This is a genomic window from Mesorhizobium sp. ORS 3428 (assembly GCF_001854785.1).
GTDB lineage: Bacteria > Pseudomonadota > Alphaproteobacteria > Rhizobiales > Rhizobiaceae > Mesorhizobium.
This window is the reverse complement of record NZ_MDFL01000126.1, coordinates 388,273-411,776: the sequence shown is the minus strand read 5'-3', so window position 1 is coordinate 411,776 and position 23,504 is coordinate 388,273. Positions and strand designations below refer to the sequence as shown.

21 protein-coding genes are annotated in these 23,504 nt (G+C 65.3%); 13 read left to right on the top strand and 8 right to left on the bottom strand.

All coding sequences use genetic code 11. The features are described from left to right. Positions 1-3: 3 nt before the first annotated feature. From ORS3428_RS20730 to thrC, 3 genes are read right to left on the bottom strand one after another with little or no spacing between them, the layout of a single operon-like run. The gene (locus ORS3428_RS20730) at positions 4-600 is read right to left on the bottom strand and encodes a GNAT family N-acetyltransferase (RefSeq protein ID WP_071100122.1); all 597 of its coding nucleotides are present in this window, start codon (positions 598-600) and stop codon (positions 4-6) included. Positions 601-616: 16 nt separating this feature from the next. Further along, positions 617-1,909 (bottom strand): M16 family metallopeptidase, encoded by a 1,293-nt coding sequence (locus tag ORS3428_RS20725; protein WP_071100121.1) that lies wholly within the window; start codon positions 1,907-1,909, stop codon positions 617-619. A gap of 14 nt (positions 1,910-1,923) precedes the next feature. Continuing rightward, entirely contained in the window at positions 1,924-3,321 is a 1,398-nt protein-coding gene (gene thrC, locus ORS3428_RS20720; protein ID WP_071100281.1) for a threonine synthase, read from the bottom strand. A 127-nt stretch (positions 3,322-3,448) separates the two neighbouring features. Here thrC and ORS3428_RS20715 point away from each other — a divergent pair, with 127 nt between their 5' ends. Then, a complete protein-coding gene (locus ORS3428_RS20715) occupies positions 3,449-4,189 on the top strand; it encodes a hypothetical protein (RefSeq protein WP_071100120.1) in 741 nt (246 codons plus the stop codon). A 55-nt stretch (positions 4,190-4,244) separates the two neighbouring features. Here ORS3428_RS20715 and ORS3428_RS20710 read toward each other — a convergent pair whose 3' ends face one another. Next, a complete protein-coding gene (locus tag ORS3428_RS20710; RefSeq protein WP_071100119.1) occupies positions 4,245-4,934 on the bottom strand; it encodes an HAD family hydrolase in 690 nt (229 codons plus the stop codon). A 175-nt stretch (positions 4,935-5,109) separates the two neighbouring features. On the opposite strand from ORS3428_RS20710, the gene ORS3428_RS20705 reads away from it, so the two are divergent. Beyond that, positions 5,110-6,243, top strand: coding sequence for a site-specific DNA-methyltransferase (locus ORS3428_RS20705; protein WP_071100118.1), 1,134 nt, complete (start codon positions 5,110-5,112; stop codon positions 6,241-6,243). Between the two features lie 57 nt (positions 6,244-6,300). Here ORS3428_RS20705 and ORS3428_RS20700 read toward each other — a convergent pair whose 3' ends face one another. Beyond that, positions 6,301-6,912: an HAD family hydrolase gene (locus ORS3428_RS20700; RefSeq protein ID WP_071100117.1), complete on the bottom strand. Its 612-nt coding sequence runs from the start codon at positions 6,910-6,912 to the stop codon at positions 6,301-6,303. Next, complete coding sequence (mutY, locus tag ORS3428_RS20695) at positions 6,857-8,050, bottom strand: A/G-specific adenine glycosylase (protein ID WP_083355228.1); 1,194 nt, start codon at positions 8,048-8,050, stop codon at positions 6,857-6,859. Before mutY ends, ORS3428_RS20700 begins: the two co-directional genes overlap by 56 nt. Before the next feature lie 32 nt (positions 8,051-8,082). Here mutY and ORS3428_RS20690 point away from each other — a divergent pair, with 32 nt between their 5' ends. The 3 genes from ORS3428_RS20690 (at position 8,083) to smc (ending at position 13,044) form a co-directional block, all read left to right on the top strand. Beyond that, complete coding sequence (locus ORS3428_RS20690) at positions 8,083-8,583, top strand: DUF721 domain-containing protein (protein ID WP_071100116.1); 501 nt, start codon at positions 8,083-8,085, stop codon at positions 8,581-8,583. 198 nt (positions 8,584-8,781) lie between these two features. Next, complete coding sequence (locus tag ORS3428_RS20685; protein ID WP_071100115.1) at positions 8,782-9,525, top strand: DsbA family protein; 744 nt, start codon at positions 8,782-8,784, stop codon at positions 9,523-9,525. 60 nt (positions 9,526-9,585) lie between these two features. Then, positions 9,586-13,044, top strand: coding sequence for a chromosome segregation protein SMC (gene smc / locus ORS3428_RS20680; RefSeq protein ID WP_071100114.1), 3,459 nt, complete (start codon positions 9,586-9,588; stop codon positions 13,042-13,044). Between the two features lie 27 nt (positions 13,045-13,071). Here smc and ORS3428_RS20675 read toward each other — a convergent pair whose 3' ends face one another. Beyond that, positions 13,072-14,784 carry an HAD family hydrolase gene (locus tag ORS3428_RS20675; protein WP_071100113.1) on the bottom strand — a complete coding sequence of 571 codons (1,713 nt, stop codon included), beginning with the start codon at positions 14,782-14,784 and terminating at the stop codon, positions 13,072-13,074. Between the two features lie 164 nt (positions 14,785-14,948). Next, positions 14,949-15,116 carry a hypothetical protein gene (locus ORS3428_RS33370; protein ID WP_157895980.1) on the bottom strand — a complete coding sequence of 56 codons (168 nt, stop codon included), beginning with the start codon at positions 15,114-15,116 and terminating at the stop codon, positions 14,949-14,951. A gap of 49 nt (positions 15,117-15,165) precedes the next feature. Here ORS3428_RS33370 and ORS3428_RS20670 point away from each other — a divergent pair, with 49 nt between their 5' ends. The 8 genes from ORS3428_RS20670 (at position 15,166) to ORS3428_RS20635 (ending at position 23,439) form a co-directional block, all read left to right on the top strand. Next, positions 15,166-15,963: a FadR/GntR family transcriptional regulator gene (locus ORS3428_RS20670; protein ID WP_071100112.1), complete on the top strand. Its 798-nt coding sequence runs from the start codon at positions 15,166-15,168 to the stop codon at positions 15,961-15,963. Next, entirely contained in the window at positions 15,956-17,683 is a 1,728-nt protein-coding gene (locus ORS3428_RS20665; RefSeq protein WP_071100111.1) for an IlvD/Edd family dehydratase, read from the top strand. The genes ORS3428_RS20670 and ORS3428_RS20665 overlap by 8 nt, the downstream gene beginning before the upstream one ends. 9 nt (positions 17,684-17,692) lie before the next feature. Further along, positions 17,693-18,469: an SDR family NAD(P)-dependent oxidoreductase gene (locus ORS3428_RS20660; protein ID WP_071100110.1), complete on the top strand. Its 777-nt coding sequence runs from the start codon at positions 17,693-17,695 to the stop codon at positions 18,467-18,469. 32 nt (positions 18,470-18,501) lie between these two features. Beyond that, positions 18,502-19,500: an AraD1 family protein gene (araD1, locus tag ORS3428_RS20655; protein WP_071100109.1), complete on the top strand. Its 999-nt coding sequence runs from the start codon at positions 18,502-18,504 to the stop codon at positions 19,498-19,500. A 68-nt stretch (positions 19,501-19,568) separates the two neighbouring features. Beyond that, the gene (locus ORS3428_RS20650; protein WP_071100280.1) at positions 19,569-20,594 is read left to right on the top strand and encodes an ABC transporter substrate-binding protein; all 1,026 of its coding nucleotides are present in this window, start codon (positions 19,569-19,571) and stop codon (positions 20,592-20,594) included. A 78-nt stretch (positions 20,595-20,672) separates the two neighbouring features. Then, a complete protein-coding gene (locus ORS3428_RS20645; protein ID WP_071100108.1) occupies positions 20,673-21,773 on the top strand; it encodes an ABC transporter ATP-binding protein in 1,101 nt (366 codons plus the stop codon). Next, positions 21,770-22,642, top strand: coding sequence for an ABC transporter permease (locus ORS3428_RS20640; RefSeq protein ID WP_071100107.1), 873 nt, complete (start codon positions 21,770-21,772; stop codon positions 22,640-22,642). The genes ORS3428_RS20645 and ORS3428_RS20640 overlap by 4 nt, the downstream gene beginning before the upstream one ends. Then, positions 22,639-23,439 carry an ABC transporter permease gene (locus ORS3428_RS20635; protein ID WP_071100106.1) on the top strand — a complete coding sequence of 267 codons (801 nt, stop codon included), beginning with the start codon at positions 22,639-22,641 and terminating at the stop codon, positions 23,437-23,439. The genes ORS3428_RS20640 and ORS3428_RS20635 overlap by 4 nt, the downstream gene beginning before the upstream one ends. Positions 23,440-23,504: the final 65 nt, after the last annotated feature.

Sequence of the window (23,504 nt, the reverse complement as noted above, 5' to 3'; positions counted from 1 at the left end):
ATATCAGCCCTTCGTTCCATCGCCCGGCGGATCGTCCGCGATCCGGGCGTAGAGGTAGTGATCCTGCCAGATGCCGTTGATCCTGAGATAGGATCGCAGAAGTCCTTCGCGCCGGAATCCGGCTTTTTCAAGCACGCGGATCGACCGAGTGTTTTTGGGAATACAGGCAGCCTCGATCCGGTGCAACCTCAGCGTATCGAAGGCAAAGCGCGACACCAGCTTGACCGCCTCGGTCATCAGGCCGCGGCCGCCGAAGCGCTCGCCGATCCAGTAGCCTATATGGCCGCTTTGCGCGACGCCGTGGCGGATGTTGCCGAGCGTGATGCCGCCGGCGAGCTTGCCGCTCGACTTCTCGAAAATGAAGAAGGCGATGGCCGTGCCTTGCGCATAATCCTCGCGATAGCGGCTGATGCGCAGCCGCCAGGCTGTGCGGTCGAGCTCGTCCGGCTGCCAGCGCGGCTCCCATGGTTCCAGGAAGGCTCGGCTCTCGCCGCGCAGCGTCGACCATTCCCGGTAATCGTTGGTCAGCGGCACGCGCAGCGTGACCTTTTCGCCCTTCAGTGCCGGCAGGTCGCGGCGAAAGAAAGGAAGCGCGAACACGACTTTTGGTCGGAGATTAGACGGCGAGCCTGCGGGCCGTCGTCTGCGGGCCCGCAAGCGATTCGAGAATCGCCTCGTAGGGCGCCAGTGTGCCTACAGGGCCGACGGCCGTCAGCGTCGGCTTGGTCGAGAACAGACGCGACGAAAGGTCGGTCAGACGGTCGACGGTCAGCGCCGCCAGCCGCTCCATCAATTCCTCCTTGGCGATCGGCCGGCCGAACAGCAGCAGCTGCCTGGCGATCTGCGAGGCGCGGCTGGCCGGGCTTTCGGCCGACATGATGAGCCCGGCGCGGTATTGCGCCCGCGCCCGGTCGAGCTCCTCCTGCAGGATGCTTTCGCCGGCTTTTTGYAATTCGTCGATGATGACCGGCACCAGCTCGGCGATGTCGCTCTGGCCGGTCGCGGCATGCACGCCGAAAATGCCGGTGTCGGAAAAGCCCCAGTGGAAGGCATAGACCGAGTAGCAGAGGCCGCGCTTCTCGCGCACTTCCTGGAAGAGCCTCGACGACATGCCGCCGCCCAGGATCATCGACAGCACCTGCGAGGCGTAGAAGTCGCGCACATGGTAGGCGCGGCCCTCGAAGCCGAGCACGATCTGCGCGTCCATCAGGTCGCGGTCCTCGCGGAAGTCGCCGCCGACATATTGCGCGTATTGCGGGATGTTGCTGGTGGCCTTGGCGCGGAAGCCGCCGAGCTTCTTCTCCACCTCGCGCACGAAATTGTCGTGCTTGATGTCGCCGGCGGCCACGATCACCATGCGCTCGGCGCCATATTGCCGCTCGATGAAATCGTGCAACTGCCTGGAGGTGAAGGATTTGACCGTCTCCGGCGTGCCGAGGATGGAGCGGCCGATGGTCTGGTGGCGGAACGCGGTTTCGGTGAAGCGGTCGAAGACGATGTCGTCGGGCGTGTCGTGCGCGGCGCCGATCTCCTGCAGGATTACATGCTGCTCGCGCTCCAGCTCCTCGGGGTCGAATTCGGACTCCTGCAGGATGTCGGCCAGGATATCGACCGCCAGCGGCACGTCGTCGGAAAGCACCCTGGCATAGTAGGACGTCGTCTCGACGCTGGTTGCGGCGTTGATCTCGCCGCCGACATTCTCGATTTGCGAGGCGATCTGGAAGGCGCTGCGCCGCCTTGTGCCCTTGAACGCCATGTGCTCGAGCAGATGGGCCATGCCATGCTCTTCGTCGCGTTCATTGCGGGCGCCTGACTTGACCCAGGCACCTAGGGCAACGGATTCTAAGCTTGGAAGGGTTTCGGTGGCGACTGTCAGGCCGTTCGACAGACGGCTTACCTCAACACCCATATGGCAAGTACTCCCTAACGCGCCGCCCGCGTGTGGCGGCTCACGTAATCTTCCACCATTTTCAAGTCGGATGGAAGTATCGTGTATTTTTCGTCGGCTGTCATCAAGCCGCCGAGCCAGGCGGGGAGCGCAGGCTTGACGCCGCTGGCAGCCTCGACAGCCGCGGGGAATTTTGCCGGATGCGCGGTGCCGAGCACCACCATCGGCACTGCACCGGAGGCGTGGCCGGCGGCCACATGCACGGCAGCCGCTGTGTGCGGATCGAGCAGATAGCTGCTTGCCTCAAGCGTCGAGCGGATCGTGGCGGCGACTTCGTCGACGCTGGCGCGGCCGGCGTCGAATTCGGCGCGGATCCTCGCCATTTCGCCGGCCTCGATGGTGAAGGCCCCGGACTGCTTGAGCCCGTTCATGTAGCGCCTGACCGTCGCGGTGTCGCGGCCTGCCGCCTCGAACAGCAGGCGCTCGAAGTTCGACGACACCTGGATGTCCATCGACGGCGAGGTGGTGGCGAACACGCCCTTGGTGCGGTATTCGCCGCTCGCCAGCGTGCGCGCCAGTATGTCGTTGTCGTTGGTGGCGATGACCAGCCGCTCGACCGGCAGCCCCATGCGCTTGGCGGCATAGCCGGCGAAAATATCGCCGAAATTTCCCGTTGGCACGGTGAACGATACCGGTCGCTCGGGCGCGCCGAGCGACAGCGCCGAGGAGAAGTAGTAGACGATCTGGGCCATGATGCGGGCCCAGTTGATCGAGTTCACGCCCGACAGCGACACCCCGTCGCGAAAAGCGTGGTCGTTGAACATGTCTTTCACCAGGCCCTGGCAGTCGTCGAAATTGCCTTCGATCGACAGCGCGTGGACGTTTGCAGCGCTCGACGTCGTCATCTGCCGCTGCTGCACCGGCGAGACCTTGCCGTTGGGGAAGAGGATGAAGATGTCGGTGCGGTCGCGCCCGGCAAAGGCGTCTATCGCCGCGCCGCCTGTATCGCCCGAGGTGGCGCCGACGATGGTGGCGCGTTTGCCGCGTTCGGCAAGCACATGGTCCATCAGGCGGGCGAGCAACTGCATCGCCACGTCCTTGAAGGCGAGCGTCGGGCCGTGGAAGAGCTCCAGGATAAAGCTGTTGGTGCCCGTCTGCACCAGCGGGCAGACCGCCTCGTGCCGGAAGGTTGCATAGGCTTCCCGCACCAGCCGTTCGAAGACCGGCGCCGCGATCTCGCCGCCGAGGAAAGGCGTGAGCACCCGGATGGCGAGGTCCGGATAGGCAAGGCCGCGCATGGCGCGGATGTCGGCGGGCGAAAATTGCGGCCATTCGCGCGGCAGGTAAAGTCCGCCGTCGCGCGCCAGCCCGGCCAGAAMCGCGTCGGAAAATCCAAGCACGGGCGCATCCCCGCGGGTACTTACATATTGCATCGTCAAAGGCCTATTGCTGCCGGCCGCGTCATCCACGGCAATTGGTTAATTTTCCGAGCCGGCTCAGTCGCATTTTTGCCGCGGCGTTGATATACGTCACCGGCTTTGTGAGAGGGAAGTGCACTTCATGGGGTTTTATTCGGTCAACCGTCGTTTTGTCGCGGGTCTGGCGCTTGCCGGCTTTATGCTTGCCGCCGCCGGCTGCCAATCGAGCGACAATGGCATCCTGAACTTCGGTTTTAGCAAGAAAGACCCGACCGCGCCGCCACCGCCGCAGAACCCTCAGGTGCTCGCCAGCCAGCTGCGCGCCTACTGCCCGAAGGTGACGCTGCGCGACGGCACCGCCTTCTTCAACACCTATGCCAAGGGCGCTGCCGCCAAACCCAAGAAAAAGAAGGGCGACGCAACGGCGGATGCCGATGCCGCGGCTGCTGCCGCGCAGCTGGGGCCCAATGGCCAGCCGATCGATCCCAATCACGATCCGTCCAAGATCATCTACCAGGCTTCGATAACCGACGTGACGCGCGACTGCACCCATGCCAACGGCCAGCTGACGATGAAGATCGCGGTGGCCGGCAAGGTCGTGCCGGGACCGATGTTTGCGCCCGGCACCGTCACCATGCCGATCCGCATCGCGGTCCAGCACGGCACCGACGTGCTCTATTCGCAGCTGCATCAATACCAGGTGCAGATCACCGATCCGTCGGCCGCCACGCAGTTCGTCTTCACCGACGCCAATGTCGTGGTGCCGGAACCCAGCGCGACCGACTACCAGGCCTATGCCGGCTATGACGAGAACGCGCCGGCTGCAACGGACAAGTCGAAGGTGAAGAGAAAGAAGCGCGTCGTCGCAGCGGCGACGAATTAGGGAGTCTTGGGCAGGGTTCGTTCGAAACTCGCAGGAGCGAGCTTCCAGCGAACCCTCAAGCGTCTTCCGACCACTCCGAGAGCGCGGCAATCGTGCTGCCGAGTTCGGCGAAGCGGCGAATRACCGTTTCGGCCCCGGCCTCGGTCAGCGCGTCGGCGTGGCCGGGATAGCTGTGTCCGGCGCCGGTGAAGCCGATGACGCGCATACCGGCTGTCCTGGCGCCGGTAACGCCGTGCACCGAATCCTCGATGACGAAAGTGTTCTTCGGGTTCGCRCCGAGCTGCTCGGCGGCGAACAGGAACACGTCCGGCGCCGGCTTGGTCTTCTTGCTGGGGATGTCGAGCCCCGAGAAGATGCGGCCGGCGAAGAACGGCAAAAGCCGCACCTTCTCCAGCATGAACTCGATCCGCTCCGTGCGCGAATTGGAGCAGACGGCGCGCGGCGCGGTGACGGCCGCCACCGCTTCGTGGGCGCCGTCGATGACGCGCACGTCGCTGCGCAACCTGCGGTCTACAAGTTCCTCGGCGCGGTCGATTAGCGAGGCCTGGAACGGGATATGCGACTTTTCCTCGAGCCGCAGCATGATGTCCTTGAAGGTCAGCCCGGCATAGCTTTCGAAAATCTCCTCCGCCGAGATCTCGAACCCGGCCGATGTCAAAAGTTCGGCTTCGACGCGCGCGGCGACGATTTCGGAATCGACGAGCACGCCGTCGCAATCGAAAATGACAAGGTCTGGCTGGGGCATGGCAATCCGGAACGTGGGAGAAAACATGGCCTGACTGGCCCAAGCGGCGCGGCATACACCAATGGGCTTGTCTTCGCAAACCGCGCGCGCAAGGCTCTGCAGCTTTCACCGAATGTTTACGCTGATCGGTAACCATAACGGCCAGTTAAACGTAACGCGTGCCTTGGGTGTAACAATGTCTGCCGTGCGTCTTCTCGACGAGCTTTCCCGCGCTCCCCAGCAGTCCGAATGGCTGGACAAGATCCTGAAAGGCGACTGCGTCGCCGCCCTCGACAGGCTGCCAGAAAAGTCGATCGACGTCATCTTCGCCGACCCGCCCTACAATCTGCAGCTCGATGGCGACCTGCACCGGCCCGACCAATCCAAGGTCGATGCGGTCGACGACGACTGGGACCAGTTCGAGAGCTTCGAGGCCTATGACGCCTTCACCCGCGCCTGGCTGCTTGCGGCGCGCCGCGTGCTGAAGCCCAACGRCACCATCTGGGTCATCGGCTCCTACCACAACATCTTCCGCGTTGGCGCCCGCATGCAGGATCTGGGCTTCTGGATCCTGAACGACGTCGTCTGGCGCAAGACCAATCCGATGCCGAACTTCCGCGGCCGGCGTTTCCAGAACGCGCATGAGACGATGATCTGGGCCTCGCGCGACCAGAAGGCCAAGGGCTATACCTTCAATTACGAGGCGCTGAAGGCCTCGAACGATGATCTCCAGATGCGCTCCGATTGGCTGTTCCCGATCTGCACCGGCGCCGAGCGGCTGAAGGACGAGAACGGCAACAAGCTGCATCCGACGCAGAAGCCGGAAGCGCTGCTTGCCCGCATCATGATGGCTTCGACCAAGCCGGGCGACGTCGTGCTCGATCCCTTCTTCGGTTCGGGCACAACCGGTGCCGTCGCAAAGCGGCTCGGCCGCCACTTCGTCGGCATCGAGCGCGAGCAGGCCTATATCGACGCCGCCAACGAGCGCATCGCTGCCGTTCGCCCGCTGGAAGGCGCCGACCTGACCGTGCTTTCCGGCAAGCGCGCCGAGCCGCGCGTCGCCTTCATCAGCCTGATCGACACCGGCCTTGTGGCGCCGGGCGCCACGCTCTACGACGCCAAGAAGCGCTGGGCCGCCAAGGTACGCGCCGACGGCACGCTGGCCATCGGCGACAGCGCCGGCTCGATCCACAAGATCGGCGCCGAGGTGCAGGGGCTCGATGCCTGCAACGGCTGGACCTTCTGGCACTATGAACGCAGCGGCGGTCTCACCCCGATCGATGAGCTGCGCCGCATCGCGCGCCTCGGCATGGAACGAGCAGGCGGCTGATACGCCTGAATCAAGAGTTGAATCAACGCTTCAACGGATCGCCGCAAGCGATTCAGATCAAGCCGCAATCCCCAGCCGCTCAAGGTCTGCTTGAAGCGCCTTGGCGTCGGTGAACAGCACTGCCTGCCAGCCCGCGGCCTTGGCGCCGTCTACATTCTTCTGGCTGTCGTCGATGAACAGCGTCGCCGGCGGTTCGAGCCCGAAGGCGGTGACGTGGTGATCGTAGATGGCGCGGTCCGGCTTGATCAGGCCGATCTCGCCCGAAACGGTGACGCCGCGCGGACGCTCGAGGAATTCGAAGCGCCGGCGGGCTTCCACGAAAGTGTCGGCGGCGAAGTTGGTCAGCATGGTCACATCGCGGCCGCGCTCGATCAGGCCGACCATGATGGCGACGCTGTCGTCATAGGCGTGTGGCACCATCTCGTGCCAGTAGCGGCGGAAATTGCGGATATTCTCGGCATGACCGGGATGCTCGGCGATCAGCAGCGCCTCGGCCTCTTCCCAAGTCCGTCCGCGATCCTGCTCGATGTTCCAGGCGCTGGTGCAGACATTGTCGAAGAACCATTTCCGCTCCTCGGCGTCCGGGATCAGCCGGCTGAACGGAAGGTCCGGATCATAGTGGATCAGCACCTTGCCGATGTCGAACAYGATGTGGCGGATTTCGGTCATTGCGGTCCTTTCGATGCGGGTGCTGCGGGCGTTGCTTCTTGGTCGCGCCCGGTATCGCCGCTTCGATCACCTTTTTCATGACGGTCGGCAGCGCTTCCCCGGAAATTTCATGGGCCAGCGACCAGAAATGCCCATTGGGTGGGTCACCCTTGATGTGGGCATGGAAGACGTCGAGTTCGAGCGCGAAATGGGTGAAGACGTGGCCGATCCGCCCGGCGCGCCGCCAGTCGGCCGGGAAGGGCGCTGCGTCTTCCGTGGTCGCCCCATCGATCCGCGCGGTCCAGGCCGTGGTCGGCACTTCCGTCATGCCGCCCAGCAACCCTTTGTCAGGTCGCTTGCGCAAAAGAATGGCGCCATCATCGCGTTGGGCAACAAAGGCGGCACCGCGCCTGAGCGGCTTGTCGTCCTTGGGCAGGCGGAGCGGAAAACGCTCCGGATCGCCCGACAGGATGGCGCTGCAATCCTCCCTCACCGGGCACAGCATGCAACGCGGCCGCCGCGGCGTGCAAATCGTCGCGCCGAGATCCATCATCGCCTGGGCGAAATCGCCGGGCCTTTTCTGCGGCACGAGCTTTTCGACCAGCGCGCGGATCTCGGGCTTGGCCTCGCTGAGCGGCGTTTCAACCGAATACAGCCGCGACACCACGCGCTCGACATTCCCGTCGACGACAGCCGCCGGGCGGTCGAAGGCGATTGCCGCGATCRCCGCCGCCGTATAGGCGCCGATGCCCGGCAACTCCTTCAATCCTGCCTCGGTGTCGGGAAAGCGACCGCCCAGCCGCGCTACGAGATCGGCACAGGCCTTCAGGTTGCGCGCCCTGGAATAGTAGCCGAGCCCGGCCCAGGCCTTCATCACCTCTTCGGCGGGCGCCGCCGCCAGTGCCTCGACGGTGGACCATTTCTCCAGGAAGGTGCGGAAATAGGCTTTCACCGCTTCGACCGTGGTCTGCTGCAGCATCACCTCGGACAGCCATACGCGATAAGGGTCAGGTTTCGCGCCACGCGCCAGCGCGGCCGGCGTCACGCGCCAGGGCAGGTCGCGGTGATGCGCGTCGTACCAGGCAAGCAGGCGAGCGGCGATGCTGCTATTTCCGGATACGGCCTTCTCGGCCTTGCGGGTCTGGTCTTGCGGTGCCATTGATCGGGCGAACTGAGGATCGGAGAACGCACATGGCAGGGAAAGGGCCGTTCGGCAATCCCGTTCCGGTGAGCGATCTCGCGACCGAGATCCTCGATCCGGTGCTGAGGAAGCGTGCCGGCATGTCGATCGGGCTGGTGCAGTCCTGGGAAGAGATCGCCGGTCCCCGTCTTGCCCGCCATTCGCGCCCGGAGAAGATCCAGTGGCCGCGCCGCCTGCATGAGGACGACCCGTTCGAGCCGGCGCTGCTGGTCATTGCCTGCGAAGGCATGGCGGCGCTGCACCTGCAGCATGAGGCCGGCGAGGTGATCAACCGCGTCAACGCCTTTTTGGGCTTCAACGCCATCGGCCGCATCAAGATCGTTCAGAAACCGGTGCTGACCGACAAGGCCCGCCCGAAACCGGTGCCAAGGCCGCTCAGCGAGGCCGAGAAATCGAGGCTGGCGCGCACGGTCGGCAAGATCGAGGATGCCGGCTTGCGCGCGTCCCTGGAGCGGCTTGGGGCAACCATCCTGGGACAAAAAAGGTCATGAGCATGTCTCCCGAAAATGTGCAGCGGTTTCTGGAAAGGACATGCGGCGTGCTGCAAAAATGTCGTCGATATCGCGTATTCGTGATCGCGTCCGAAAAATTTGGCGATTGGATTGGGGACGGCGATGCCTTAATTCGCGCCAACTCTCGCCTTTTCTAGCCTTTGCATTGCAAAATCCAACCGATATCAGGTGATTCGCATGAACCGTCCGCCGTTTGCAAAAAGCTTGTCCCGCAGAAACCTTCTGACCACGCTGGCCGCCGTTCCTGCAGTGGCGCTGCTTGCTGCGTGCAGCAACTCGGACGAGGAGGCGAAGGCGGCCGATGTGAAGCCCGCCAATCCGTCGACGCCCGCCAAGCCGGCCACCCCGGCGGCGGTTCAGGCGCCGGAAGCGCAGGGCACGGTCGATATGGCGGAACTGCTCAAGCCCGGCGCTCTGCCTGAAAAGCAGCTCGGCAAGGACGACGCCAAGGTCACCATCGTCGAATATGCCTCGATGACCTGCCCGCACTGCGCGCACTTCAACAACACGACCTTCCCCGAGTTGAAGAAGAAATACATCGACACCGGCAAGGTCCGTTACATCCTGCGCGAATTCCCCTTCGACCCGAGCGCCGAGGCCGGCTTCATGCTGGCGCGCTGCGCTAAGGACAACTACTTCGCRATGGTCGATGTGCTGTTCAAGCAGCAGCCCAGCTGGGTAGGCGTCAACAACACCAAGGAAGCGCTGCTGCAAATCTCCAAGCTCGCCGGTTTTACACAGGAGTCCTTCGAGTCCTGCTTGACCAACCAGAAACTTCTGGACGATGTGAGAGCAGTCCAGAAACGCGGAGCGGACGAGTTCAAGGTCGACTCGACGCCGACCTTCTTCATCAATGGAAAGACCTACAAAGGGGCGATGTCGATTGAGGAAATGTCGGCCATCATCGACCCTCTGCTCTGACGTTCAGGCCGCGCCGAGGCGATCGCACCTCGGCGTTCTAGGCTCCATGGGGCGGCGCGAATGAAGTTTTCGCGCCTTCGCCTCCTCGGTTTCAAGTCCTTCGTCGAGCCCGGCGAGTTCGTCATCGAACGCGGGCTGACCGGCATTGTCGGGCCGAACGGCTGCGGCAAGTCGAACCTTGTCGAAGCGCTGCGCTGGGTGATGGGCGAAAGCTCCTACAAGAACATGCGCGCGTCCGGCATGGACGACGTGATCTTTTCCGGTTCCGGTGCGCGTCCGGCRCGCAACACCGCCGAAGTCACGCTCTTCCTCGACAACAGCGACCRCACGGCGCCCGCCGCCTTCAACGACGCCGACGAGCTGCAGGTGTCGCGCCGCATCGAGCGCGAGGCCGGCTCGCTCTATCGCATCAATGGCAAGGAAGCCCGCGCCAAGGACGTGCAGTTGCTCTTCGCCGACCAGTCGACCGGCGCGCGTTCGCCTTCGATGGTCGGCCAGGGCCGCATCGGTGAGCTGATCCAGGCCAAGCCACAGGCGCGCCGTGCGCTTCTGGAAGAGGCTGCCGGCATTTCCGGCCTGCATACGCGCCGGCACGAGGCCGAGCTCCGGCTGAAGGCGGCCGAGCAGAATCTGGAACGCCTGGACGACGTCGTCGGAGAACTGGAAAGCCAGATCGACAGCCTGAAACGCCAGGCGCGCCAGGCCTCGCGCTTCAAGAACCTGTCGGCCGATATCCGCAAGGCCGAGGCGACGCTCTTGCATCTGCGCTGGACGCTGGCCAAGACCCAGGAAGGCGAGGCGCGCTCGGCGCTTGCCGTAGCCACCACATTGGTCGGCGACCGCGCCGCAGCCCAGATGGCCGCTGCCAGAGAGCAGGGCATCGCCGCGCACCGGCTGCCTGACCTGCGCGACGCCGAAGCCGCCGCGGCGGCCGCCTTCCAGCGCCTATCGATCGCCAAGACGCAGATCGAGGAAGAGGCCGGCCGCATCCGTTCGCGCCAGGCGGAATTGGAGCGCCGGCTGCAGCAGCTCGACGGCGACATCGCCCGCGAGGAGCGGATGGTGCGCGACAATGCCGACATCCTCGAGCGTCTGCGCAGCGAGGAAGCTGAACTAAATTCCGAAAATGCAGGCGCCGCCGAGCGCGAGGCAACAACGCGCGCCGCCTTCGAGCAGGCCGGCGCGACGCTGTCGCGAAGCGAAGCGAAGCTTGCCACGCTGACTGCCGAACGCGCCGAGGCCGCCGCGTCGCGCCACCAGATCGAGCGCACGCTGCGCGAGACCGCCGAGCGGCGCGACCGCTTCGCCCGCCAGCTTGCCGAGGTCGACCGCGAGCTCTCAGACATCGTGGCGCGCATTTCCGGCCTGCCCGATCCGGCCGAGAAGCGGCTCTTGGTCGAAGATGCTCTGGCCCGCCTGGAAGAGAGCGAGGCCGGCGCCATCGCCGCCGAGCAGGCGGTCGCTGAGGCGCGTGCCGCCGAAAGTGCCGCCCGCCAACCGCTGCAGGACGCCAAGGCCGAGCTCGCGCGCATCGAGACGGAAGCGCGCACGCTGGCCAAGATCCTCAACGCCGCAAGCGGCGACCTCTTCCCCTCGGTGCTGGAGCAGATCAGCGTCGAGCGCGGCTACGAGACCGCATTGGGTGCGGCGCTCGGCGAAGATCTCGATGTCCCGCTTGATCGCAGCGCGCCGGTGCATTGGGGCGAGAGCGCGGTCCAGCCCGGCGATGCGGCGCTCCCCGAAGGCGTGAAGAGCCTTGCCAGCGTGGTGCGCGCGCCGGCGCAGCTTGCACGCCGCCTCGCGCAGATCGGCATCGTCGATGCCGCCGACGGCCGACGGCTGCAAGCGTTGTTGGCGCCCGGCCAGCGGCTGGTCAGCCGCGACGGCGCGCTCTGGCGCTGGGACGGCCTGACCGCCAGCGCCGACGCCCCGACCGCCGCCGCGCAGCGGCTGGCGCAGAAGAACCGCCTGGCCGAGCTCGATGCCGAAGCCGTGCAGGCGACCTGCCTCGTACGCGAGGCCGAGGAGGCGCTGGCGCGTGCCGAGCAGGCGATGCGCCAGGCGAGCGAGGCCGAACGCAACGCCCGCCAGGCCGGCCGCGATGCCCAGCACGGGCTGGATGCCGCTCGCACCGCGCTGGCCGAGGCCGAGAAGGCCGGCGGCGAGGTGGCGAGCCGGCGTGCCGCGCTCGAAGAGGCGCGCGCCCGCATCGTCGACAGCCATGAGGAGACGCAAGCTGCGTTCCTCGAAGCCGAGGAGATGCTCAAGGACGCGCCTGATCTCGGCGACCTGCAGCTGCAGCTCGAACAGGCTTCCGCCAATGTCGCGCGCGACCGCGCCACGCTCGCCGACGCGCGCGCCGTGCATGAGGGACTGCGCCGCGAGGCCGAGGCGCGGATCCGCAGGCTCGATGCGATCGGTGTCGAGCGCAAGAACTGGCTCGAGCGTGCCGAGAACGCCTCGACGCAGATCGCTGCCCTTGACGAGCGGAAGGCCGAGGCCGAGGCTGAGCGCGCAAGACTGGCCGACGCGCCCGACGAGATCGACGCCAAGCGTCGTGCGCTGTTAACGCAACTTTCCGAGGCCGAGGCGCTGCGCCAGGCAGCCGGCGATCGCCTGCAGGAGGCGGAGAACCGCCAGGCCGAGCTCGACAAGGCGGCGACTGCGGCCATCCAGTCGCTCGCCGAGGCGCGCGAGACGCGCGTCCGCGCCGAAGAGCGGCTGACGGCGGCCGACGAGCGGCGCGCCGAGGTCGAGGCGCGCATCCAGGAAGCGCTGAACACGCCGCCGCATCTCGTCATCAAGCATACCGGGCTCGAAGCCGACGATCCGATGCCCGACATGGCCGAGGTCGAACGCCAGCTCGACCGGCTGAAGATCGAGCGCGAGCGCCTCGGCGCCGTCAATTTGCGCGCCGAGGAAGAGCAGAGGGAGCTGTCCGAGCGGCTGGAAACCATCGTCTCCGAACGCGAGGACATCATCGAGGCGATCCGCAAGCTCCGCCAGGCGATCCAGAACCTCAACCGCGAGGGACGCGAGCGGCTGCTGTCGGCCTTCGAGGTGGTCAACGGCCATTTCCAGCGGCTGTTCTCGCATCTGTTCGGCGGCGGGACGGCCGAACTGCAGCTGATCGAGTCGGAGGATCCGCTGGAGGCGGGGCTGGAAATCCTCGCCCGTCCGCCTGGCAAGAAGCCGCAGACGATGACGCTGCTTTCCGGCGGAGAGCAGGCGCTGACGGCAATGTCVCTGATCTTTGCCGTGTTCCTCACCAATCCGGCGCCGATCTGTGTGCTCGACGAGGTCGACGCGCCGCTCGACGACCACAATGTCGAGCGCTTCTGCAACCTGATGGAAGAGATGGCGAAGACGACCGAGACGCGCTTCGTCATCATCACCCACAACCCGATCACCATGGCGCGTATGGACCGCCTGTTCGGCGTCACCATGGCCGAGCAGGGCGTCAGCCAACTGGTCTCGGTCGACCTGCAGGCGGCCGAGGCGATGCGCGAGGCAAGCTGAGCCGCCTCGGCGCCAGGATCAGCAAGTCTACTTCTCTGATGCCGAGGCCGGCGCGGTGTAGCGGCGGCGCACGGCTTCCAGCACCAGCTTGCGGCTTTGCTCGGGCGACAGCCGCTTGTCCTTCTCGGCCTCGGCCGTCTCGCGGGCCAGGTCCTTATCCCTGATCTGGTGGCGGAACCATTTGGAATAGTCGCCGGCGCGCAGGTGATGCATCCAGGTCTTGTCGTCGACGCCTTCCGCCATCCGGGCGAAAATGATCAGATTGTGGGCCCTGAGTTTCATCGCCTTCTTCGGTCCGGTGAAATAGAAGCTGCCTGCCTCGTCCAACTCGCCTTCGGCATATTTGCGGCTGTGCCGCTTCAGCGACTGGTCGGGCTCGATCGGCTTCACGGTGAAAGGCATCTTGTCGTCGTGCGGTCGCCACAGCAGCACGCGGTTGCCCTCCGGCGTGGGAATGTCCTTGGGCGCCTTCAGTCCGGTCTCCTTGCAGAAGGTCTTGATGACGTCCTTCGCCTTCGGGCCGAGCGCGATCACGGCGGTGACCAGGCGCAAGACCCCCGTCGAGACCGCTTCAGGATGCACGGTGATCAGTACCGTGCCGGGCAGCTCGAGCGAAAGCACCGCGCGCGTGTCCTCACGCTTCTTGGGCAGGAGGTGATGCGCCTCGTCGATGATCAGCCAGTGCGGCCTTGCCGTGCGGTAGCGGACGCTGCCGAGGCCGGGCAGCAGCTCGGCAAAGAAGTCGGGCCGCTCGTCCACCTTCAGCGCCAGTCCGTTGACCACAACATTGGTACCCGGCTTGTCGATCAGCTCCAGCAGTTGGTCCTTGCTCGGCGCGCTGGCGGCATTGCCGAGAGGCACCGCGCCCGCCAGGCCATCATAGTCGCCTTCCGGATCGAAGATGCAGAACTGCAATCCCTTTTCGACGAGCCGCTCGGTCAGTGCGGTGGCCAATGTGGACTTGCCGATGCCGGAACTTCCGGCGATCAGAACCGTCTCGACCGGCGACAGATAGACGTTCCTCTCGCGCGCGGTCCCGAGCAGGACACCGCGCGAGCGCTTGCGGACGATCAGATGGTCGAGCTTGATGAGCTTTCGGATCAGCTCCTCGACGCCCTTGCCGCGCGCGCTTTTCGTGACGAGGTCGGCGGTCTCCTTGACTGCCGGCAAGGCATTGGCGACGGCGACGCTCAAGCCCGCGGCACGAAGGAAGGCGTGATCGTTCTCGGCATCGCCGATGGCCGCCACATTGTTCGGCGACAGCTTGAGATCGGCAAGCGCCGCCGCGAGTCCCGTCGCCTTATTGGTGCCGCTGGGCAGGATCATCACCGCGCCCTTGTTGAAGCTGATCTCCAGCTCCAGCCCGAGCTTCTTGATGACGTCGAGCACTGTGGCCTGGTGCGGTTCCCAGGTGGCGACGATCGAGCGGCCGACCGAGAGCGGCTTGACGCCGCGCTTCTTCAGCCTGTCGATGAGATCGGCGGAAGGGCAAGGCGAAATCGCGCGCTCTTCCTCGCTGGCCGGGGTGTAGATCAGCGCGCCGTTTTCAGCGACGACCTTGTCGAAGATGCCGATCTCCCGAAACGTTTCCTTGAGGTCGCGCAATTCACGGCCGGTGACCAGGATGAGCTTGCGGCCGGACCTTTTCAGCTTCTCCAGGGCCGAGAGCGTGCTTGCCGAAACCAGGCCGTTATGCGCCAGCGTGCCATCGTAGTCGCTGGCCAATGCCATGAAATACATCGGGTGGTCCTCTCCGCTGGCGGTCGCTCGGTGCTTCCGGAACGAACAACGTCTGTCGGCGGAAAAGGTTTAGGCCGACGGTTTGAGCAGCGAGGAATGCGGTGTCCCGGCCAGCAGCCTGGATGCAGTGATAGCCGATACGCTGCGCAAGGAGTGAAAGGCGATCAAAGACCGCCTGCGGGCATGTTCGGCCCCAAGCAGACCGTTGCCGATTGGCTTTCGCCGGGCGCGAGCACCATGCGGCCGGTGCCTTCCTCGAGGCGGTTGAAGGCGTCCGTGATGACCAGCCTTTCGCGCCCGCCGGCGGCGCTTATTTCAAAATTCCCGTCCATCTTCCCCCGATGCCTTGACTCTCGTCGTCGCCTGGATAAGACATATCATATGAATAGTWTGAAGAATACGAAGTCCTTCAGCACCGCGCGCACATCGCGGGTCGTCGCGGCGGTCGCGAGCGGCTCGACGGCGCTGCATGCGACGGTGGTCGAGCAGATCGGGCTGCGCATCGTGCAGGGCGATTTCCTGCCGGGCGAGGCGCTGCCCAATGCCGATGACTCCAGCGAGATGCTGGGTGTCAGCCGCACCGTGCTGCGCGAGGCGATCAAGGTCCTGGCGGGCAAGGGGCTGGTCGAGTCGCGGCCGAAGACCGGAACGCGGGTGCGGCCGCGCTCCGACTGGAACTTCCTCGATCCTGATGTCCTTTCATGGCGTTACGCGGCCGGCGTCAGCGCCGAGGACGTCACGGCGCTGTTCGAGTTGCGCCGCGCGATCGAGCCGATGTCGGCGGCGCTCGCGGCCAGGCGCGCCACGCCGGCGCAGCTCGCCGAGCTCAATGCCGCTCTCGCCGAAATGGAAGCCGTGGGCGACGATGGCGATCGCTTCGCCAAGCCCGACCTCATCTTCCACCAGACCATCCTGCGCATGACGGGCAACGAGCTGATCGGCTCGCTGGCGGCGCTGGTGGAGACGGCGCTGATGATGAGCTTCCGGCTTTCCAACGACAATCCGGAGGGGCAGCGTCACTCGCTGCCGCTGCATCGCGAGGTGGCCGAGAAGATCGCCGCCGGCGATGGACCGGGCGCGCAGCAGGCGCTGCTCGTGCTCATCGACAATGCCGAGGAAGACGTTCGCCGCAGCGTCGAGAACCGCAACAGGCGCCGCAAGGAACAGAGACGTGAGTGACGAAAAGCGCAAGCTGCGGTCCGCGGCGTGGTTCGGCGGCGACGGCAAGAACGCCTTCATGCACCGCAGCTGGATGAAAAACCAGGGCATTCCGGCCGACGCCTTCGACGGACGCCCGGTGATCGGCATCTGCAACACCTGGTCGGAGCTGACCCCGTGCAATGCGCATCTGCGGGCGCTCGCCGATCACGTCAAGCGCGGCGTCTACGAGGCCGGCGGCCTGCCGGTCGAGTTTCCGGTGACCTCGCTCGGCGAAAGCAACATGCGCCCGACCGCCATGCTGTTCCGTAACTTGGCGAGCATGGACGTCGAGGAATCCATCCGCGGCAACCCGATCGACGGCGTCGTGCTCATGGTCGGATGCGACAAGACCACGCCGGCGCTGCTAATGGGGGCGGCGTCGTGCAACCTGCCGACCATCGCCGTGTCGGGCGGGCCGATGCTCAACGGCAAGTTCCGCGGCCAGGACATCGGCTCCGGCACTCATGTCTGGAAATTCGCCGAGGAGGTGAAGGCAGGCCGCATGAAGGTCGAGGATTTCCTCGCCGCCGAGCAGGGCCAGAGCCGCTCCGCCGGCAGCTGCATGACGATGGGCACCGCCTCCACCATGGCCAGCATGGTCGAGGCGCTGGGCATCGGCATGCCGGACAACGCGGCGATACCGGCTGTCGATTCACGCCGCGGCGTGCTTGCGCAGCTCGCCGGACGGCGGATCGTCGAGATGGTCCACAAGGACGTGACGATCTCGCAGATACTGACACGCGAAGCCTTCGAGAACGCCATTCGCGTCAACGGCGCCATCGGCGGCTCGACCAATGCGGTGCTGCACCTCATCGCGATCGCGCACCGCGTCGGCGTCGACCTCAGTCTCGATGATTGGGACCGCCTGGGCCGCGACGTGCCGACCATCGTCGACCTGATGCCGTCGGGCCGGTTCCTGATGGAAGATTTCTACTATGCCGGGGGGCTGGCTGCGGTCATGGCGTCGCTCGATGGAGTGGGGTTTCTTCATCGCGACGCCATGACCGTCAGCGGAAAGACCATCGGCGAGCTGATCGACGGCGCACCGAACTACAATCCCGAAGTCATCAGGCCCCTCGACCGGCCGCTGACCAGGGAAGGCGGCATATCGGTGCTGCGTGGCAACCTCGCGCCCAACGGCGCCGTCATAAAGCCGTCCGCAGCGACGCCGGCGCTGATGCAGCATCGGGGCAGGGCGGTGGTCTTCGAGAACATCGAGCATTACTACGCCCGCATCGACGATCCGGACCTCGACATCGACGCCTACTCGGTGATGGTGCTCAAGAATTGCGGGCCGCGCGGCTATCCCGGCATGGCCGAGGTCGGCAACATGCCGCTGCCGGCGAAGCTCCTGAAGCAGGGCGTCTCCGACATGGTGCGCATCTCCGATGCGCGCATGAGCGGCACCGCCTATGGCACCGTGGTCCTGCATGTCRCGCCGGAGGCCGCAGCCGGCGGGGCGCTCGCTTTGGTCCGCGACGGCGATCTCATCGATCTCGACGTGGCCGGCCGGCGCCTCGAGCTGCTGGTTTCCGAAGAGGAACTTGCCGCCCGCCGCCGCGACTGGAAGCCGCCGGCTCCGCCTCAGGGCGGCTACCAGAGCCTCTATGTCGAGCGCGTGCTGCAGGCCGACAGGGGCTGCGATTTCGATTTCCTCGTTGGCCGCCGCGATGCCGGCATTCCCCGCCATTCGCATTAGGTGCCCGCGATGAGCAATGAGACCGGCTACGCCATCTATCCCAGCCTCAGGGGCCGCAGCGTCTTCATAACCGGCGGCGGCAGCGGCATCGGCGAAAGCCTTGTGCGCCATTTCTGCGCGCAAGGCAGCCGTGTCGCCTTCGTCGACCTGGCGGTAGAGTCGTCGAGGCAACTGGTCGCGGCGATCGCCGCCGAAGGCCATTCGGCGCCGCTCTTCATTCCTTGCGACCTGCGCAATATCGAGGACCTGCAGGCCGCCGTCGAGCAGGCGAGGGAGCATAACGGCTCCATCCAGGCGCTGTGCAACAACGCCGGCAATGACGATCGCCATCAGACCGCGGATGTCAGCGTCGCCTACTGGGACGACCGCATGGCGGTCAACCTGCGCCACCAGTTCTTTGCGGCACAGGCCGTGCGGCCGCAGATGAAGGCTCAGGGCGGCGGCTCGATCATCAATTTCGGCTCGATCACCTGGATGGTCGGTGACGCGGATTGCCCGGCCTATGTCACGGCGAAGGCGGCCGTCTACGGTATGACGCGGGCGCTCGCCCGCGAGCTCGGCCCCGAGCGCATCCGCGTCAACTGCATGGTGCCGGGCTGGGTGATGACGGAGCGCCAGATGCGCCTTTRGCTGACGCCGGCCGGAGAGCGCCAGATCGAGGAAAGGCAATGCCTGCCCGACCGGCTGCAGCCTTCCGACATCGCGCGCATGGCGCTGTTTCTCGCCGCCGACGACAGCCGCATGTGCTCGAGCCAGCAATTCATCGTCGATGGCGGCTGGGTGTGACCGGCATCGGACCACAGCAAAAAGGGTGCATCATGCGTCTCGTTCAGTTCCAATCGCCCGATGGCAGCCGCCACGTTGGCCGCGTCAGCGCCGATGGCGATCACCTCCATTTCCTCGCCGGCACGAGCACGGTCCTCGACCTTGCCACGGCGGCGATCGCCGAGGGCAAGTCGATCGCCTCGCTGGTCGAGGAGCGGACCGGCGCCGAGAAGGCTGATTACGACCGGCTGCTGCGCGACGGCCGCGTGCTTGTGCCCGTCGATCATCCGGAGCCGGCGCGCTTCCTCGTCACCGGCACCGGCCTGACGCACACGGGAAGCGCTGCTGCACGCGACAAGATGCATGTGCTGACCCATGGCAAGGACGCCGCCGAATCCGACTCGCTCAAGATCTTCCGCATGGGGCTGGAAGGCGGCAAGCCGGCGCCGGGCAAGCTCGGCGTCCAGCCCGAATGGTTCTTCAAGGGCGTCGGCACCTGTGTCGTTCCGCCCGGCGCGCCACTGCCGCTGCCGGCCTTCGCCAAGGCGGGCGCCGAGGAGGCCGAGATCGTCGGCCTCTATCTCAACGGACCGGACGGCCGCCCCTATCGCATCGGCTATGCGCTGGGCAACGAATATTCCGACCATGTGACTGAGGCCGAGAACTACCTCTATCTCGCGCACTCCAAGCTGCGCTCCTGCTCGATCGGTCCCGAATTGCTGATCGGCGAGCTGCCGCGGGAGGTGCGCGGCCATTCCCGCATCCGGCGCGACGGCGCTGTCATCTGGGAGCAGGAATTCCTGTCGGGCGAAGCGCACATGTCGCACTCGATCGCCAATCTCGAGCACTACCATTTCCGCTACCCGATGCATCGCCGGCCGGGCGACCTGCACGCCTATTTCTTCGGCGCGGCGGTGATGAGCTACGCCTCGGGCATAAGGACGGCGCCGGGCGACGAATACGAGATCGAGGCGCCGGAATTCGGCAAGCCGCTGTGCAACCGCATGCAGGCTGTGCCGGACGAGGGATTGGTCGCCGTCACCGCGTTGTGAGGGTCCAAGCGCCGTTGGCTGCGATCCACCGGACAACAAATGCCGCAACAACAAATGGGAGAATGATCATGCTGCTGAAAAAACTGCTTCTAGGGATAGCGAGTGTCGGCCTGGGCATCGGGCTGATGGCGTCGTCGGCGCTGGCCGCGAACCTGCGCGTTTTGGCCTGGGACGGCTATGCCGATGCCGACTGGGTCAAGGAATTCACCGCCGAGAGCGGCATCGGCGTCGATGTCGTCTTCATCGGCAGCGACGACGAGATCTGGGCCAAGATCAAGGGCAGCGAAGGACAGGACTTCGACGTCTTCGCCGTCAATACCGCGCAGCTGCAGCGCTATATCAAGGCCAATCTCGTCACGCCGATCGACCTGTCGAAGCTGCCCAATCAGAAGGACACGCTGCCGCGCTTCCGCGACATCACCAAGGTCAGCGGCGATACCAAGGACGGCAAGGTCTACGGCATCCCATTCTGCTTCGATTCCATCGGCCTGATCTACGACACCGACAAGGTGAAGCCGGCTCCGACCTCAATGTCGGTGCTGTGGGACCCGGCCTACAAGGGCAAGGTGCTGGCCTATGACAATGGCGAGCACAATTTCTCCTTCACCGCGCTGACGCTGGGCTACAAGGATCCCTTCAATCTCAGCCCCGAGCAGATGGCGGCGGTCAAGGCCAAGCTGATCGACCTCAAGCGCAATGTCCTGAGCTTCTATACCACCGCCGACGAGGCCCAGCAGATCTACCAAAACAACGACGTCGCGCTGATCTGGGCCAATTACGGCCAGCAGCAGGTCAAGGCCCTGCAAAAGATTGGCGCCCACGTCGCCTACATCAATCCGACGGAAGGCGCGCTTGCCTGGCTCGACAACTGGGTCATCTCCAAGGGCGTCCGTGACAAGGACGCGGCCGAGAAGTGGATCAACTTCATGCTGAGCAAGAAGGTCAGCGGTGCACTGTCCGAGCGGACAGGCTTCGGCAATACCGTGGTCGAGTCGAGCAGCGCCGGCGGCAACGACAAGCTGGTCTGRCTCAACAATGTCGAGGATCCGCTGAAGCGTTCCGACCTTTGGAACGAGATCAAGGCGACACCCTGAGCTACTCTCGCTGCGTTTGAGGACTTGGCGGTCCGGATCCTTCCGGGCCGCCGATACGGCATTTTTTGAAAGTAGGCCATGAACCAGACTGGCGACCTGCTCACGCTACGCTCCGTCTCGAAATCCTATGGCACGGTCCCCGTCCTCCACGATATCGACCTTGCGATCCGCGACGGCGAGTTCCTGACCGTGCTGGGGCCGTCCGGTTCGGGCAAGACCACGGTGCTCAGGCTGATCGGCGGCCTCGAGCCGTTGACGTCGGGCGAAATCCGGCTCGACGGCCAGGATATCAGTGGCATGCCGATCAACCGGCGACCGTTCAACACCGTTTTCCAGGACTATGCTCTGTTCCCGCATCTGACCGTCGCCGGCAATGTCGGTTACGGGCTGTCGGTTCGCCATGTGCCGCGCAAGGAGATCGCGCGCCGGGTCGCGGAAGCGCTGGAGCTGGTGCAACTCGGGCGCTTCGCCGACCGTTTTCCGGCCCAGCTCTCCGGAGGCCAGCGCCAGCGCGTGGCGCTCGCCCGCGCCCTGATCTGCCAGCCCCGCCTCGTCCTGCTGGACGAGCCGCTTGCTGCGCTCGACCTCGAATTGCGCCGGCAGATGCAGGAGTTCCTGAAATCCATCCAGCGCGAGGTCAAGACCACCTTCCTCTTTGTCACCCACGACCAGGAGGAGGCGATCGGCATGGCCGACCGCATCTGCGTCATGCAGGCCGGCCATATCCGCCAGCTCGGTACCCCGCACGAGCTCTACTACAAGCCGAATTGCGAGTTCGTGGCGCGCTTCTTCGGCGAGAACAATCTGGTGGCCGGCACGCTCGGCGAGACGCAGGGCGAGTTCCGTGCGATCGAGACGGCGCTCGGCCGGCTCGTCTGCTCGATCGCCGGCCAGCCGCATCTAAAAACGGCGGCCGCCGGCGCCGCCGGCTTCGCGGCCTTCCGCCCCGAAGCGCTGCGCCTTGCCGGCGACGACGAGGCCGAGAACCGTCTTTCCGGCACGATCGCCGATCTCGCCTTTGCCGGTTCCTCGACGGTCGCCACCATCACGGCCGGCGGCGATGCCGCGCAGCGCCTGAGGCTGCGCTTTCCGAGCCAGGTCAACGGCAGCGCGTTGAAAGCCGGCGAGACCGTGGCGCTTTGCTTCGCGCCGCATGAAGGCCATCTGGTGCTGGCATGAGCGGGACCGGCTCGCCGCAACCCCTCGACGGGCGGTGGTCGCATCTGGTGACGGCGCTCGCCTTCGCGCTGCCGGCGATCTTTGTGCTTGCGCCGCTGGCGATCTTCCTCGTCTACAGCTTCTTCAGTGTCGACCAGGGCCAGATCGTCTACGCGCCGACACTCGCCAACTATGCGCGTTTCTTCACCGATCCGGTCTTCCTCCCGGTGTTCTGGCGCACGATCGTGCTCTGCCTTTCGGTGGCGGTGATCTCGATCCTGCTCGCCTATCCGGCGGCCTATTTCCTGACGACGCTTGAAGGCCGGTGGCGCTATGCGCTGCTGATGCTGCTCATGGTGCCGCTCCTGATGAGCTACGTCATCAAGATCTACGCGATCCGCAGCATCCTCGGCCTCAACGGCTTCCTCAACAAGGCGCTGGTGGCGCTCGGCATCATCGCCGAGCCGTCGACGCTCTTCGTCTTCAACATGAATGCCATCCTGCTCACGCTAACGCTGCTCCTGATCCCCTTCGCCATCCTGCCGATCTTTMTGGCGCTGGAGCGCATCCCCCAGGTGCTCTTGCGCGCCTCCGACGATCTCGGCGCGAGCGGCCTGCAGACGTTCCTGCGCATCACCTTGCCGCTGTCCTTGCCCGGCGTCGCCTCGGCGGCGAGCTTCGTCTTCGTGCTGGCGATCGGCGATTTTCTGACGCCGCAGATGGTCGGCGGCATCAGCGGCTTCACCTTCGGCCGCATTCTCTACAGTCAGTTCGGTACCGCCTATAACTGGCCCTTCGGCGCCGCTCTATCGGTGGCTTTGGCCATCGTGGTGATCGTCGCGATCCTTCTCGGCGAGCGGTTCGGGCGCAACCGGGGGGCTTCGCATTGATCGCCGCTCCGCGCCTGTCCACGATCCTTCTCGCCGCGGTCACCACGCTGGTCGCGGCGCTGCTCTACAGCCCGCTTTTCGTGCCGATCGTGTCGTCCTTCTTTCCGGTAGCGCGCGGCGAGGTTGACTGGTCGTCGCCGACGGTCGAGACCTATGTCGCGCTGGCCGGAAACCACGAGATCCTCCTGGCGCTGCGCACCACGCTGGTCGTCGGCGCCTGCACGGTCGTGCTGTCGGTGGTCAGCGGCACGCTGCTTGCCCTCTATTATCACGGCCGCCGCGCCGGCCGGTCGCTGCTGCAGTTCATCATCTTCCTGCCGTTCTTAATGCCGCCCATCATCAGCGGCCTCGCGCTGCTGATCTTCTTCCGCGAGGTCGGCATCGAGCGCTCGCTGCTGACGGTCATCGTCGGCCACACCGTCTTCGTTCTGGCGATCGTCTACCGCACGGTGCTGACGCGCCTGCAGTCGATGAGCCGCACGCTTGTGGAAGCCTCCTACGACCTCGGTGCCACGAAATGGCAGACCTTCTGGCGCATCATCCTGCCCAACCTGTCGAGCGCCATGGTCGGCGGCGCCATCCTGGCCTTCGCCCTGTCGTTCGACGAGACCATGATCACCATCCTCGTCACCGGCACCCAGACGACGCTGCCCGTCCGCCTGTGGGCGATGATGCGGCTCGGCTTCTCGCCAGACATCAACGCGCTGGTCGCGCTGATCCTGATGTTCACGGTGCTGTTGTGCGCCCTTGCGGCGCGGTTCCTCATCCCGAAGCAGATCGCCACGCAGCGGACCTGAGCGCTGACGCCGCAACGCTGAAAAGCCGTTCCAGGCGTCCGCCTGGAACGGCTGCATTGGGGGAG

What these genes read in the sequence shown, in the direction of transcription:
- ORS3428_RS20690 (WP_071100116.1), top strand. Translation starts at nt 8,083, where the DNA reads ATGGCAGGGAAAGGGCCGTTCGGCAATCCCGTTCCGGTGAGCGATCTC.
- ORS3428_RS33370 (WP_157895980.1), bottom strand. Translation starts at nt 15,116, where the DNA reads ATGGACGGGAATTTTGAAATAAGCGCCGCCGGCGGGCGCGAAAGGCTG.
- araD1 (WP_071100109.1), top strand. Translation starts at nt 18,502, where the DNA reads ATGCGTCTCGTTCAGTTCCAATCGCCCGATGGCAGCCGCCACGTTGGC.
- ORS3428_RS20645 (WP_071100108.1), top strand. Translation starts at nt 20,673, where the DNA reads ATGAACCAGACTGGCGACCTGCTCACGCTACGCTCCGTCTCGAAATCC.
- ORS3428_RS20715 (WP_071100120.1), top strand. Translation starts at nt 3,449, where the DNA reads ATGGGGTTTTATTCGGTCAACCGTCGTTTTGTCGCGGGTCTGGCGCTT.
- ORS3428_RS20675 (WP_071100113.1), bottom strand. Translation starts at nt 14,784, where the DNA reads ATGTATTTCATGGCATTGGCCAGCGACTACGATGGCACGCTGGCGCAT.